7 protein-coding genes, 1 pseudogene and 1 riboswitch are annotated in these 15,837 nt (G+C 33.0%); all 8 genes and pseudogenes read right to left on the reverse strand.

Annotated features, from left to right (window positions below; genetic code table 11):
- Positions 1 to 83: 83 nt before the first annotated feature.
- A riboswitch (FMN riboswitch) is annotated at positions 84 to 196 on the reverse strand.
- A gap of 156 nt (positions 197 to 352) precedes the next feature.
- The gene (locus ABXG81_RS06785) at positions 353 to 6,733 is read right to left on the reverse strand and encodes a MucBP domain-containing protein (RefSeq protein ID WP_353528612.1); all 6,381 of its coding nucleotides are present in this window, start codon (positions 6,731 to 6,733) and stop codon (positions 353 to 355) included.
- Between the two features lie 87 nt (positions 6,734 to 6,820).
- Positions 6,821 to 7,594, reverse strand: a pseudogene (locus ABXG81_RS06790) (Ig-like domain-containing protein); the annotation flags it as partial.
- The gene (locus ABXG81_RS06795) at positions 7,557 to 7,709 is read right to left on the reverse strand and encodes a hypothetical protein (RefSeq protein WP_353528613.1); all 153 of its coding nucleotides are present in this window, start codon (positions 7,707 to 7,709) and stop codon (positions 7,557 to 7,559) included. The gene ABXG81_RS06795 and the pseudogene ABXG81_RS06790, both read right to left, overlap by 38 nt.
- Before the next feature lie 119 nt (positions 7,710 to 7,828).
- Positions 7,829 to 9,508, reverse strand: a complete 1,680-nt coding sequence (gene treC / locus ABXG81_RS06800) for an alpha,alpha-phosphotrehalase (RefSeq protein ID WP_353528614.1) — start codon at positions 9,506 to 9,508, stop codon at positions 7,829 to 7,831.
- Positions 9,509 to 9,517: 9 nt separating this feature from the next.
- Positions 9,518 to 10,963, reverse strand: coding sequence for a PTS system trehalose-specific EIIBC component (gene treP, locus ABXG81_RS06805; protein ID WP_353528616.1), 1,446 nt, complete (start codon positions 10,961 to 10,963; stop codon positions 9,518 to 9,520).
- A gap of 113 nt (positions 10,964 to 11,076) precedes the next feature.
- Entirely contained in the window at positions 11,077 to 12,315 is a 1,239-nt protein-coding gene (locus ABXG81_RS06810; RefSeq protein ID WP_353528618.1) for a hypothetical protein, read from the reverse strand.
- Between the two features lie 657 nt (positions 12,316 to 12,972).
- Entirely contained in the window at positions 12,973 to 14,532 is a 1,560-nt protein-coding gene (locus ABXG81_RS06815) for an IS1182 family transposase (protein ID WP_353528620.1), read from the reverse strand.
- 107 nt (positions 14,533 to 14,639) lie between these two features.
- Entirely contained in the window at positions 14,640 to 15,836 is a 1,197-nt protein-coding gene (gene tuf, locus ABXG81_RS06820; RefSeq protein WP_117522332.1) for an elongation factor Tu, read from the reverse strand.
- Position 15,837 lies beyond the last annotated feature (1 nt).

A 15,837-nucleotide genomic window follows, 5' to 3' on the forward strand; every position in this document is an offset into this window, starting at 1 on the left:
TATAAGCTTCAGGCAATTAAAAAAGCCCCTAAACTCAGGGACTTAAATAGTGAGATTATAAGTAATACACACGGTATTACCTTATACTTCTTCTCTCATCCAGACTATAACTGTCGGTTTAGGAATCACGCCTAATCAGCTTACGCTCGCAGACTTTACTGCCGGTGGAGACTTGCACTCCGCCCTGAAGAATTTGATATTTAATTTACAATTATATTGTAATAGATAATAAATTATTTGTCAAATCGATTGCATAATATATTTTTAATGAATGCATCAATAAGCATTTATAATAAAAAGAAGAGACTCTATTAGAGAGCCTCTTGAAATAAATTTGTTATTCAGTTTTTATTTAGTTTTCATCTTCTTTTTTCTTTTTACCTAATCCAAGACTTGCAAGTATTGAAGAAATTGCTACACCAACTATACCTGCTGAAGATCCTACTCCTGTTTTTGGATTGTTAGATTTGTTATTAGATTTTCTAGTAATAGCTTTTTCTACTTTTTGAGGAGCCCTTGGAACTTTTATAACTTCAGTTTTTTCATGAGTTTCTGAAACTTCTGGATCAACTGAATCTGCTGGTTCCAATGGAGTTAATGGAACACCTTGATTTTCTGGCTTGGAAGGTTTTACTGGAGTTTTTACTATTTTTTCGTATACATAAGTGATTTCTTGTTTTTTACCTGGTACATAATTGCCTGCTGATTCACTTCCGTCTTCATTTACTATTGGAGTATTCTTTGCATCTTCTGTACGTACAAATTTATATCCATCTTTTTCTTTTTTACCTGTGTTGTAGAATTCGTGGATTGTTCCTTCACTTTCTTTACCATCTACTTTTTCACGTGTTATTTCTTTGCCATTTTCATCTTTTGTTATATATACGTGATGTTCTTGGAATGTTCCTTTTTCTTCTACTGGTTCTTCTGGTGTTGGATTTTCTTTTCTTACTGTTTTTTCGTATACGTATGTGATTTCTTGTTTTTTGCCTGGTACATAATTGCCTGCTGATTCACTTCCGTCTTCATTTACTATTGGAGTATTCTTTGCATCTTCTGTACGTACAAATTTATATCCATCTTTTTCTTTTTTACCTGTGTTGTAGAATTCGTGGATTGTTCCTTCACTTTCTTTACCATCTACTTTTTCACGTGTTATTTCTTTGCCATTTTCATCTTTTGTTATATATACGTGATGTTCTTGGAATGTTCCTTTTTCTTCTACTGGTTCTTCTGGTGTTGGATTTTCTTTTCTTACTGTTTTTTCGTATACGTATGTGATTTCTTGTTTTTTGCCTGGTACATAATTGCCTGCTGATTCACTTCCGTCTTCATTTACTATTGGAGTATTCTTTGCATCTTCTGTACGTACAAATTTATATCCATCTTTTTCTTTTTTACCTGTGTTGTAGAATTCGTGGATTGTTCCTTCACTTTCTTTACCATCTACTTTTTCACGTGTTATTTCTTTGCCATTTTCATCTTTTGTTATATATACGTGATGTTCTTGGAATGTTCCTTTTTCTTCTACTGGTTCTTCTGGTGTTGGATTTTCTTTTCTTACTGTTTTTTCGTATACGTATGTGATTTCTTGTTTTTTGCCTGGTACATAATTGCCTGCTGATTCACTTCCGTCTTCATTTACTATTGGAGTATTCTTTGCATCTTCTGTACGTACAAATTTATATCCATCTTTTTCTTTTTTACCTGTGTTGTAGAATTCGTGGATTGTTCCTTCACTTTCTTTACCATCTACTTTTTCACGTGTTATTTCTTTGCCATTTTCATCTTTTGTTATATATACGTGATGTTCTTGGAATGTTCCTTTTTCTTCTACTGGTTCTTCTGGTGTTGGATTTTCTTTTCTTACTGTTTTTTCGTATACGTATGTGATTTCTTGTTTTTTGCCTGGTACATAATTGCCTGCTGATTCACTTCCGTCTTCATTTACTATTGGAGTATTCTTTGCATCTTCTGTACGTACAAATTTATATCCATCTTTTTCTTTTTTACCTGTGTTGTAGAATTCGTGGATTGTTCCTTCACTTTCTTTACCATCTACTTTTTCACGTGTTATTTCTTTGCCATTTTCATCTTTTGTTATATAGATGTGGTGTTCTTGGAACTTTCCTGTTTCTTCTATTGGGGTTTGTTCTTTTTCTTCTTTTTCGTATACGTATGTGATTTCTTGGGTTACACCTGGTTTGAAGTTTCCTGTTGTTGTTTCACCTTGTTCGTTGTAGTTTGGTTCTTCTACTGGGTTTTCTGTTCTTACAAACTTGAAGCCGTCTTTTTCGTCTTTACCTGTTGTGTAAGTCATGTCTTTTGTTCCACCACTTACATCACCGTCTACTACTTTTCTGTCTATTTCGTTTCCATCTTTATCTTTTGTTATATAGATGTGGTGTTCTTGGAACTTTCCTGTTTCTTCTATTGGGGTTTGTTCTTTTTCTTCTTTTTCGTATACGTATGTGATTTCTTGGGTTACACCTGGTTTGAAGTTTCCTGTTGTTGTTTCACCTTGTTCGTTGTAGTTTGGTTCTTCTACTGGGTTTTCTGTTCTTACAAACTTGAAGCCGTCTTTTTCGTCTTTACCTGTTGTGTAAGTCATGTCTTTTGTTCCACCACTTACATCACCGTCTACTACTTTTCTGTCTATTTCGTTTCCATCTTTATCTTTTGTTATATAGATATGATGTTCTTGGAACTTTCCTGTTTCTTCTATTGGGGTTTGTTCTTTTTCTTCTTTTTCGTATACGTATGTGATTTCTTGGGTTACACCTGGTTTGAAGTTTCCTGTTGTTGTTTCACCTTGTTCGTTGTAGTTTGGTTCTTCTACTGGGTTTTCTGTTCTTACAAACTTGAAGCCGTCTTTTTCGTCTTTACCTGTTGTGTAAGTCATGTCTTTTGTTCCACCACTTACATCACCGTCTACTACTTTTCTGTCTATTTCGTTTCCATCTTTATCTTTTGTTATATAGATGTGGTGTTCTTGGAACTTTCCTGTTTCTTCTATTGGGGTTTGTTCTTTTTCTTCTTTTTCGTATACGTATGTGATTTCTTGGGTTACACCTGGTTTGAAGTTTCCTGTTGTTGTTTCACCTTGTTCGTTGTAGTTTGGTTCTTCTACTGGGTTTTCTGTTCTTACAAACTTGAAGCCGTCTTTTTCGTCTTTACCTGTTGTGTAAGTCATGTCTTTTGTTCCACCACTTACATCACCGTCTACTACTTTTCTGTCTATTTCGTTTCCATCTTTATCTTTTGTTATATAGATATGATGTTCTTGGAACTTTCCTGTTTCTTCTATTGGGGTTTGTTCTTTTTCTTCTTTTTCGTATACGTATGTGATTTCTTGGGTTACACCTGGTTTGAAGTTTCCTGTTGTTGTTTCACCTTGTTCGTTGTAGTTTGGTTCTTCTACTGGGTTTTCTGTTCTTACAAACTTGAAGCCGTCTTTTTCGTCTTTACCTGTTGTGTAAGTCATGTCTTTTGTTCCACCACTTACATCACCGTCTACTACTTTTCTGTCTATTTCGTTTCCATCTTTATCTTTTGTTATATAGATGTGGTGTTCTTGGAACTTTCCTGTTTCTTCTATTGGGGTTTGTTCTTTTTCTTCTTTTTCGTATACGTATGTGATTTCTTGGGTTACACCTGGTTTGAAGTTTCCTGTTGTTGTTTCACCTTGTTCGTTGTAGTTTGGTTCTTCTACTGGGTTTTCTGTTCTTACAAACTTGAAGCCGTCTTTTTCGTCTTTACCTGTTGTGTAAGTCATGTCTTTTGTTCCACCACTTACATCACCGTCTACTACTTTTCTGTCTATTTCGTTTCCATCTTTATCTTTTGTTATATAGATGTGGTGTTCTTGGAACTTTCCTGTTTCTTCTATTGGGGTTTGTTCTTTTTCTTCTTTTTCGTATACGTATGTGATTTCTTGGGTTACACCTGGTTTGAAGTTTCCTGTTGTTGTTTCACCTTGTTCGTTGTAGTTTGGTTCTTCTACTGGGTTTTCTGTTCTTACAAACTTGAAGCCGTCTTTTTCGTCTTTACCTGTTGTGTAAGTCATGTCTTTTGTTCCACCACTTACATCACCGTCTACTACTTTTCTGTCTATTTCGTTTCCATCTTTATCTTTTGTTATATAGATGTGGTGTTCTTGGAACTTTCCTGTTTCTTCTATTGGGGTTTGTTCTTTTTCTTCTTTTTCGTATACGTATGTGATTTCTTGGGTTACACCTGGTTTGAAGTTTCCTGTTGTTGTTTCACCTTGTTCGTTGTAGTTTGGTTCTTCTACTGGGTTTTCTGTTCTTACAAACTTGAAGCCGTCTTTTTCGTCTTTACCTGTTGTGTAAGTCATGTCTTTTGTTCCACCACTTACATCACCGTCTACTACTTTTCTGTCTATTTCGTTTCCATCTTTATCTTTTGTTATATAGATGTGGTGTTCTTGGAACTTTCCTGTTTCTTCTATTGGGGTTTGTTCTTTTTCTTCTTTTTCGTATACGTATGTGATTTCTTGGGTTACACCTGGTTTGAAGTTTCCTGTTGTTGTTTCACCTTGTTCGTTGTAGTTTGGTTCTTCTACTGGGTTTTCTGTTCTTACAAACTTGAAGCCGTCTTTTTCGTCTTTACCTGTTGTGTAAGTCATGTCTTTTGTTCCACCACTTACATCACCGTCTACTACTTTTCTGTCTATTTCGTTTCCATCTTTATCTTTTGTTATATAGATATGATGTTCTTGGAACTTTCCTGTTTCTTCTATTGGGGTTTGTTCTTTTTCTTCTTTTTCGTATACGTATGTGATTTCTTGGGTTACACCTGGTTTGAAGTTTCCTGTTGTTGTTTCACCTTGTTCGTTGTAGTTTGGTTCTTCTACTGGGTTTTCTGTTCTTACAAACTTGAAGCCGTCTTTTTCGTCTTTACCTGTTGTGTAAGTCATGTCTTTTGTTCCACCACTTACATCACCGTCTACTACTTTTCTGTCTATTTCGTTTCCATCTTTATCTTTTGTTATATAGATGTGGTGTTCTTGGAACTTTCCTGTTTCTTCTATTGGGGTTTGTTCTTTTTCTTCTTTTTCGTATACGTATGTGATTTCTTGGGTTACACCTGGTTTGAAGTTTCCTGTTGTTGTTTCACCTTGTTCGTTGTAGTTTGGTTCTTCTACTGGGTTTTCTGTTCTTACAAACTTGAAGCCGTCTTTTTCGTCTTTACCTGTTGTGTAAGTCATGTCTTTTGTTCCACCACTTACATCACCGTCTACTACTTTTCTGTCTATTTCGTTTCCATCTTTATCTTTTGTTATATAGATGTGGTGTTCTTGGAACTTTCCTGTTTCTTCTATTGGGGTTTGTTCTTTTTCTTCTTTTTCGTATACGTATGTGATTTCTTGGGTTACACCTGGTTTGAAGTTTCCTGTTGTTGTTTCACCTTGTTCGTTGTAGTTTGGTTCTTCTACTGGGTTTTCTGTTCTTACAAACTTGAAGCCGTCTTTTTCGTCTTTACCTGTTGTGTAAGTCATGTCTTTTGTTCCACCACTTACATCACCGTCTACTACTTTTCTGTCTATTTCGTTTCCATCTTTATCTTTTGTTATATAGATGTGGTGTTCTTGGAACTTTCCTGTTTCTTCTATTGGGGTTTGTTCTTTTTCTTCTTTTTCGTATACGTATGTGATTTCTTGGGTTACACCTGGTTTGAAGTTTCCTGTTGTTGTTTCACCTTGTTCGTTGTAGTTTGGTTCTTCTACTGGGTTTTCTGTTCTTACAAACTTGAAGCCGTCTTTTTCGTCTTTACCTGTTGTGTAAGTCATGTCTTTTGTTCCACCACTTACATCACCGTCTACTACTTTTCTGTCTATTTCGTTTCCATCTTTATCTTTTGTTATATAGATATGATGTTCTTGGAACTTTCCTGTTTCTTCTATTGGGGTTTGTTCTTTTTCTTCTTTTTGATATATGTAGGTTACTTCTTGCTTAGTATCTGCTATATAGGCTGCTTCTTTTAGACTTCCGTCTTCATTGAATTGTCCACCATTTTTAGATTCTACTTTTACTAGTGTGTAACCTTCTTTATCTTGTTTTTTAGTTTCGTAGTTTTCTTTTTCAGTTCCTTCTGTTACTTCTTTATCATCTCTTGAATCTTCTACGATTGTTCCGTCTAGTTTCTTTGTTTGATAGATGTGATGTTCTTGGAATGAACCTCTCTTTTTAATATCTGTTCCTGATGCATCCCCTCCTCTATTTATTATTCCATTTCCTAATACAAGATTTTCTTCTCTTTGTGGGTTTCCATAAATGGTTCCCTTTGAAAATAAAGTATATGGACCAATTCCTGCTGGTGCTTTTGAAGTTACAGTAACAACATATGAACTATCTATAGATTGACTTTTAAAATCTACTACAATATCTCCTGTATCATTAAAATTATAAATTACATCAGTATCTGAATCACCATCATAATTAACGGGATTTTCATATACTGCATCTGGTAAAGTTTCATTTTGACTAACTTTATTAACAGTAACAGTAGTATTATCTTGTGGATATAATAACTTTTTCCAATCTCCGTCTTTCCCGTAAACTCCATCAATATAAAATGATATATTGTGATTATCACTAGCTGTAATTGTATCTTTATTAGGGTTTATATAAAATACTTGTTTGTATTCACCAGTTTTTTCATCATTACTTATAAATTGGCTCTTACCATTTGCATTCCAATTATCACTCACATTAATTGGGCCATAGTCAACTGTTAAAGTTTTATTATTACTTTTATCTCCTACTGAAATTTCAAAAGTTTGATCCTGAGTATTTTTGATTTTTTCTTTTACATCATAACCATGTGAGTTAATATTACCACTTATATCTTTTACATCATGAATATTTTCAGTAAAAGTATAAACTATATGGTTTCTATCTGTTCTTTTGCCCTCTGCAATAACAACGCCATTTTCATCTATGATAGGATCAGCAAAATCAGTATCAGGCTCAATCCCTTTTAAACTCCAATTATCTGAAAGCGTTATTGTAAATTCATCTCCTGGTTGTATATCAGTAGGTGCTTTAAAAGATATGCTCCAGCCTAAATCTTCACCATCAACAGATTTTAATTTTCCTCTTTCTTCTGTATCATAGATTTTAATATCAACATCTTGTAATTTATTACTTATATCTCTACTAGGATTAGCAGTTCTTAGCTGACTTTCATTAAATTCATTGCTTATCTCTAATTCTTCATTGTCGTTTTTATCTAATGTATCTTCTGTTTCTTTTTCTGATTTTACAACTTCATCTGATTCTACTTTTTCAGTAGAGTTATAATTTTCTTTAGGTTTAGGATTATCTTCTTTTTCACTATTTACATCATCTGCTAAGTCTTTATTATCAGTCTCTATATTTTCTGTTTCTGCTAGATTTTCTTTATCTTCTATATTAGAATTTGAAGTTTCTATATCTGATGATTCTATTTCATCGGAGCTTTCTTTGTCTATGCTTACTTCTTTATCATCAGCTTTTTCTTTATCTATTAAAGCTGATAGTTCCTCTTCTAGCTTACTGTCTGTACCCCCCCCCCATATAATTTTGGGTATTTAATGGTTTTTCTTCGTTTGTTTGTTCGTCTGCATGACTTGTCACAGGTAATACTAATACCATTGCCAATGACAAAATAGTTACGGTTTTCTTGGTCGAATTGTTATTTTTCATATTATCCCCCAATTTTTTATTAATGATAATCCTATCATTTCAATTATATTATATCAAGACCTAAATAAATTGCAAGATATATAAAATAGTTTAATATATATTTAAAATAATATAATTTTTTAATCATTACTACTTTTTATAAATTTTATAAAAGATATAGATTCATAAGCTCGTAATATTATTTTTTCTTTCATTTCTCTATTACCATAATTACCTAAAAGATATGAAAAGTCTTTATAATCTGGAAGTATTGCTGATAAGTCAATCTCCACTTCTTCTTTATAGAAATTATTTAAATTTATTAAAACTTGATCCTTATATTTACGCAAATATGCAAAAATCCTTGGATGATCTTCTAGAATTGGAGTATATGACCCATCGGATATTATGTCTTTTTCTTTTCTTAGTTCAATAAGTTTTTTATAGTAATAATAGACTGAATTTTTATTGCTTAATGCACTTTCTACATTGATCTGTCTATAGTTACTATTTACTCTAAGCCAAGGATTTATATTTGAAAATCCAGCATTCTCGCTACTATCCCATTGCATAGGTGTTCTAGAGTTGTCTCTTGATTTTTTGCTAATTATAGAGAAGGCTTCTTCACTAGATTTTCCTTCTTTTATAAGCATTTCATAGGCATTATGACTTTCTATATCCTTGTAATCGTATATTGAATCATAGTTTGGGTCACTCATACCTATTTCTTCTCCCATATAAATATATGGTGTTCCTCTCATCATATGCATAGTTTGAGCAAGCATAGTTGCTGTTTCGTATGGGTAGTTTTTTACATCTCCAAATCTATTATTAGCTCTTGGTTGGTCATGATTATTCCAAAATAGAGCATTCCAACCCCCACCATCTTCCATGCCTACCTGCCACTCATTTAAAATTTCTTTTAATTTTTTAAAGTCAAAGGCATAGTCTGTCCATTTATCTCCATTTTCATAGTCAACTTTAAGATGATGAAAGCTAAATACCATGGAAAGTTCTGTGTTATCATTATTGGAATACATAATAGAATTTTTAATATTTGTAGAGCTCATCTCTCCTACTGTTATGATGTCTTCATGTCGACCAAATGTATCTTGGTTAAGCTCTCTTATCCATTTATGAACTATAGGAGTATCTGTATATAAAGCTTTTTCTTCTACAATATTTCCAGTACTATCTTTTAAAAGCTGATCTTTACCTATTACATTTAACACATCAAATCTAAAGCCTTTGATACCTCTATCTATCCAATAATTCACTATCTTAAATAATTCTTTTCTAACATTTGGATTATGCCAATTTAGGTCTGCTTGAGTTTTATCGTATAAGCATAGATAGTACTTACCAGTATTTCCAAATGGTGCCCAAGCATCTCCAGTAAATTTAGACTCCCAATTTGTAGGAAGTGATCCATCTTCTTTTGGATCTCTTATATAATAAAAATCTTGATAGTACCTATCTCCTGCTAAGGCTCTTTTAAACCACTCGTGTTCTATTGACGTATGATTAAATACCATATCAAACATGAGTCCTAATCCATTTTCTTCAAAGATTTTTATTAAATAATCTAAATCTTCTTCACTACCAAATTTCTCATCTATATGGTAATAATCCGCTATATCGTAACCATTATCATTTTGTGGAGAGATAAAGAATGGATTTAACCAAACCATATCTACTCCCAAATCTTTAATATAAGAAGCCTTAGAGGCAATGCCCCTAAGGTCTCCTATTCCATCACCACTGGTATCCTTAAAGCTTCTAGGATACACTTGATAAATTACTTTTTTTCCTAAATTCATAAATTTTTCCTAACTAAAACTTGGTGTCTTAAATTCAATTTTATTCTGGAACATTTTTTTCTTATTAAATACTACAGTCAAAATAATTGGAACTACTATAGCAATGATCATAGCTATTATAAATGTTATATATGAGCTAGACTGAATAGATAGTAATCCTGGTAATCCTCCTATACCTATATTAAAGGCAGTTGTTTTTGTAAGAACAGAGAACATTCCAGCAATAGCTGATCCTATCATGCCAGCCATAAATGGATATCCGTATTTGATATTGATACCAAATAAGGCTGGCTCTGTTACTCCTAAGTAAGCTGATATTGCTGCTGGTACAGATATTTGCTTTTCTGCTTCATCATTTTTGTGAAGAAAGATAACTGCAAGCACAGCAGAAGCTTGTGCAATATTTGATAGGGCAATCATTGGCCAAAGTATAGTGCCACCAAAATCACTGGCTAGTTGTAAGTCTATGGCATTTGTCATATGATGAAGCCCTGTTATAACTAGTGGAGCATAGAAAAATCCAAAAACAGCACCAAATAACCAGTTGAGCTTTGATGTAAGTCCTGCATAAACTCCATTAGAGATAGCTGTTCCTATCTTCCAACCTATTGGCCCTAATATTGTATGAGCAAGTATAACTGCTGGCAATAAGGATAGAAGTGGTACAAATATCATTGAAACTGACTGGTGTATATGTTTTTTCCAGAATCTTTCTAAATAAACTAGGGTAAAACCTGCAAGCATAGCTGGTATTACTTGAGCTTGATAACCTACTCTTTGAATTTGAAAAGATCCAAAATCCCAAATAGGTATTTCTCCACCCTCTGCAATTGTATATGCATTAGCTAATATATTAGGAGAAACTAAACAAATACCTAATACTATACCAAGTATTTGTGTACTTCCCATTTTACGAGTAATAGACCATACAATACCAACAGGTAAATAATGGAAAATAGCCTCACATATTAGCCATAAGAAATCATTAGTTCCTGACCAAAACTGTGAATGCTCAACAATTGTTTGTCCACCTAGGTTATCAAAAGGTATCTGTCCTAAGATACTCCTTAATCCTAAAAGCAAGCCACCTACTATAATAGCAGGTATAAGTGGTGCAAATATTTCTGCCAATACTGCAGAAACTCTCTGTAACCAGTTTTGGTTTTTCTTTGCATCTGCTTTTACCTCATCCTTGCTAGCTTCCTTAGCTTTTGAAATCGTCATAAAATCGTTATAAAACTGGTCAACATCATTGCCAATTATAACTTGGAACTGTCCTGCTTGTGTAAAACTTCCCTTTACTGATGGTAAGGCTTCAATTTTTTCTATTTCTGCTTTGGCTGGTTCGTTTAATACAAAGCGCATCCTAGTAACACAATGAGTTACTGAAGAAATATTCTCGTCACCGCCAACATATTCATGAAGTTTACGAGCATCATCAATATACTTTCTCATAATACCTCCTTAAATAATTATATATACTATAGGATATTTTTACCCTTTTACAAACCATATTAATATATCAATATAAAAAACAAAAAACTGCAGGCCTATAAAGACCCACAGTTCTATTCTTCATCCTCTAACTCTTTTTGAACATATTCTTCAGCTACTTCTTGCATCTGTTCATTATCTATATTAGATCTATCTATTAATTTTTTTAATTTTTTTTCGTCTTCTCTACTAAAGTCTTCATTATCATCCATTTTCTTTCTCATATAATGGTTTATGCCAACTCTTTTGTAATTTTCATATTTTATTGACTGCCTATCTCTAAACCAAGCCACTAGTAATAAAATCATAAGAGCTATACCAATATAGCCAATGATTGGATAAAAAGTAGATACTAATTTTTTAAATCCACCAAAACTTAGTGCAAATGCTGCTAAGGTTATTATTATAAGCATCTTTCTAAACTTATTTTCATCTCCTTTAGAAAATCTTCTTGATAGGGAGTAGAAAAGTGATATTGCAGTATTAAATATCATACCAAAGATTGTAATGGCCATTAAAACTCCTAATACTGGATGAATAGCTTCTAATATATATAACATTGGTATATCTAGTTGTCCTACTTCATCAATTCTAATAAATATAGTAAAGGCAACTAGTAAACCAAGTATACCTGAGATAGCTCCTCCTAGAAGTCCACCCAAGCCAGCTTCGCTAGGATTCATCTCTTCTCCACCTAGTACAAATCCCATTGATACACTGCACATCATACAAAGACCAAAATAATTGAATACAGATAGTGGAACATTGCTAAAATTAGACGATAAACTAGTTGCTACTGTATTTAAATAATCCCAATTTGGGTTTGAATTGGTGAATGTATATATAGCACCTATTAAAACAAAAGTAATTATAATAGGTGTAAAAGAGCCTATAATCTTAGAAACTTTTTCAAAATCAAGCATACCAACAAATATTATCAAAAGAGCACAGAGAAGTTGGCCTATCCACTTATCTATGCCAAAAGCTTGATTTAGGTTACTTCCTGCACCAGCTATCATAACAAAGCCCATTACAAAGCAATTAAATATTAGACCTAAGTCCATAAATTTTGCTACGTATTTATTTGTTACTTGATCAAAAACATCTTCATGATCAGTTGCTAAATACATTGAACCTAACTGTAAGAGTATGCCTCCAAATAATATATGTAAAATTCCTATTGCACCCGCTCCTATAAGTCCAGGTATTCCTAGGGATACAAAATACTGTAAGATCTCTTGTCCAGAAGCTAGTCCCGCTCCGGTAATGATTCCTACATATGCTAACATTATCACTATTGATTTTTTACTCATAAATCCTCCAAGAGTTTAGTATACTTTAATAATCACTATAATCAATAATTGATAATATGTATACACTATCTATTAATAGACTATTGCTAAAGTAACTCTAGAAAAACTTAAACAGATTTTTTCTAATAATTCTCTCATTTTTGAAATTCATCTAACTTCTTTTTTATCTTTATTGTGATTAAAATATACATAAATATTTTTAATAACCATGTAAATATAATGACTAGTATTGATAATACTTTTTTCAGTATAGAAATTAGTGTATTTACAATTTAACTAATTTTTTTATACTAGGACTCCTTCTAAAACCTGTAATAGATGTATCTTTTTATGATATTTTAAAGCTAAATTATTACAACTATAATTATAGCTAAGGTAAAAGTCCAAATTATCTTAGTTTAATTTTTACCCTTTTTTAATTTTATATTTGCAAATAAAAGTATTTCTGTATGTTTTATATAAATTTAGTTTATTATTTTATACAAAAAAGGTGATGTTGCAGAATAGATAAATCTATTCTGCTCATCACCTTTTTTAGTGTATATTGGTATCAAGCCATTAAATTCTGTATCTTTCTTTAATATGAAAATGAATTTATCCACATTTTTCATAAAAATAGGCTCAATTAATACAGCTAAGATTTTTAATATTTTTTTCTTAAGAAGCTTTGTATTTTATGAGTTCTAAATTCTTGTTTTCTATTTTGGATGCCAGTTTATTTAGGTTTAGTGCCATTGATAAGAGGCATATTTCACTTATTATATTTGATTTTCCTCTATGGTGGAATCTGTTGTAGTTTAGTCCTGATTTTATTTTGGAAAATGCACCTTCAGCTTGGATTGATCTATTTATTCTTTCTTCTATTCCTTGGTCTGAGCTTATATTTTCTAAGGATTCTTTCCTATATTTTTGAAAGATTTCTGCTATGTAGATTCCTTTGGTTTTCTGACCATCTTTGTTCCAGTTAAAGCATCTGTATACTTTGCTGGTTGTTGTGTATCCGCTTTTTCTTTTTCTGTATCTATCAGTGCACCTTATGAATTCTTTGCCTTCTTTTGATATGTATTTGTCTGATGTTTTATCATATCTTAGACTATTTCTGAATTCTTCTTCTTTTTTATACTTTCTAGTTTTTAATTGTTCGTAGTTGGATGGTTTTATGTATGATAAGAGCTTGTTTTCTGCAAGAAAAACATAGTTTTCTTCGCTTTCATATCCTGAATCTGCTACTATTTTGTTTAGTTTGTCGGGGTGGTTTTTGAGTAATTTATTTAGAAATGGTTTTAAGGTGTACATATCGGATGGATGGTGGGATACATTTTCTCCTATGATGAAGCCTGAGGAACTTGCTAGTTGGATGTTGTAGGCTGGTTTTAATTGACCATTTTTCATATGATCTTCTTTCATTCTCATGAAGCTTGCATCATGGTCTGTTTTTGAGTAGGAGTTTCTGTGCTCTCCCATTATTTCTAGATGTTTCCTGTAGCTTTCTAGTTTGTTCTTCCAATCTTTAAGCTTTTCATAGTCTCGTTGGAGTTGGTGTTTTCTTTTTCCTTGTCCATGTACAAAGTTTATTTTATTTTCTGTACATTCTGTACTTATCTGATTGAATGCTATTCTTACTACTGCTAATACCTGTGATGGTGTTAGTTCTCTATTTAAATTAAAGTGCTTTATTATTTTTACTCTTAGTTTCTCTTGCCATTTTTCAATGCTTCCTCGCCACACGAAACTATATCTATTGGCGTAGGCTTCTATTTTTGTTCCATCTATGTATATGCTTGATAAGTCTATTTGATTTTCTTCTATTAGTATTTGAATCATTTGATTTAACAAGTTTGGTGCTAGTTCTACGATTTTTTGTCTAAATCTGTTTATTGTACTATGATCTGGTGGATTTTCTCCATCTAAAAGGTATTTTATCCTCAAATCATATTTGCATGATTTTTCTATATTTCTTGATGAGAATATTCCTTCAGAGTAGCAAAATATTATTATTTGTAGCATTGTTACTGGGTTTACTGTAGGTTTTCTTCCAAATGATGAGTAGACTTTTTTTAATTCTGATAGATCCATCCTTTCAATTATATTTTTTACAAGCCTTAACTTAACATCATCTCTGACATATATTTCAGTGTCAAAATTCATTTTTAATTGAATAGTATCATTAACTAGTGTAAAATTAGTTAATGATGATGTATTTTTAACGGTTTTCATAAATACATTGTATCAGAAAAAGACGAGGATTTCAGTTTCCTCGTCTTTTTTCTATATTAGGACTTTTGCAACAGCCCCTTTTAATAAAATAATTATATTGTATAAAATTATTTAATAACCTTAGTAACAACACCTGATGCTACTGTTCTACCACCTTCACGTACTGCGAATCTTAGTCCTTCTTCTAGGGCTATTGGTTTTTGTAGGCTGATTTTAAATGTTGCGTTGTCTCCTGGCATTACCATTTCTACGCCTTCTTCTAATTCGATATCGCCTGTTACGTCTGTTGTTCTAAAGAAGAATTGTGGTCTGTATCCACTGAAGAATGGGGTATGACGTCCTCCTTCTTCTTTGGTTAGTACGTATACTTGTCCTTCGAATTCTGTGTGTGGGTGTACGCTGTCTTTGGCTGCTAGTACTTGACCTCTTGAGATTTCGTCTCTTTGGATTCCTCTTAGTAGGACTCCTACGTTATCTCCACTTTCTGCTTGGTCTAATGATTTGTGGAACATTTCTACGCCTGTTACTACTGCTTCTTTTGTTTTTTCTGTTAGGCCTACGATTTCTACTGTATCGTTTACTTTTAATGTTCCTCTTTCTACTCTTCCTGTTGCTACTGTTCCACGGCCTGAGATTGTCATTACGTCTTCTACTGGCATTAGGAATGGTTGGTCGTTATCTCTTTCTGGGATATCAAAGTAGTTGTCTACTTCGTCCATTAGTTGTAGGATTTTGTCTGACCATTCGCCTTCTCCACCTTCTTGTAGGGATTTTAATGCACTTCCTACTACTACTGGGGCTTCGTCTCCGTCATAGTCGTATTCGCTTAGTAGGTCTCTTACTTCCATTTCTACTAATTCGATTAGTTCTGGATCGTCTACTTGGTCTTCTTTGTTTAGGAATACTGCTATTTTTGGTACTCCTACTTGACGTGCTAATAGGATGTGTTCTCTTGTTTGTGGCATTGGACCGTCTGCTGCACTTACTACTATGATTGCTCCGTCCATTTGGGCTGCTCCTGTAATCATGTTTTTAACGTAGTCAGCGTGGCCTGGAGCGTCGATGTGTGCATAGTGTCTGTTTGCTGTTTCGTATTCTACTACTGATGTATTGATTGTGATTCCACGTTCTCTTTCTTCTGGGGCTTTATCAATGTGTTCGTAATCTACGAATTCGCCTGTACCGTATTTTTTGTTTAATGCTTGTGTGATTGCTGCTGTTGTTGTTGTTTTACCATGGTCTACGTGGCCTATGGTTCCTATGTTTAAGTGTGGTTTTGTTCTTTCAAATTGTTGTTTACTCATT

The sequence above is a fragment of the Anaerococcus nagyae genome, from assembly GCF_040364225.1.
Classification (GTDB): Bacteria; Bacillota; Clostridia; order Tissierellales; family Peptoniphilaceae; genus Anaerococcus; species Anaerococcus nagyae.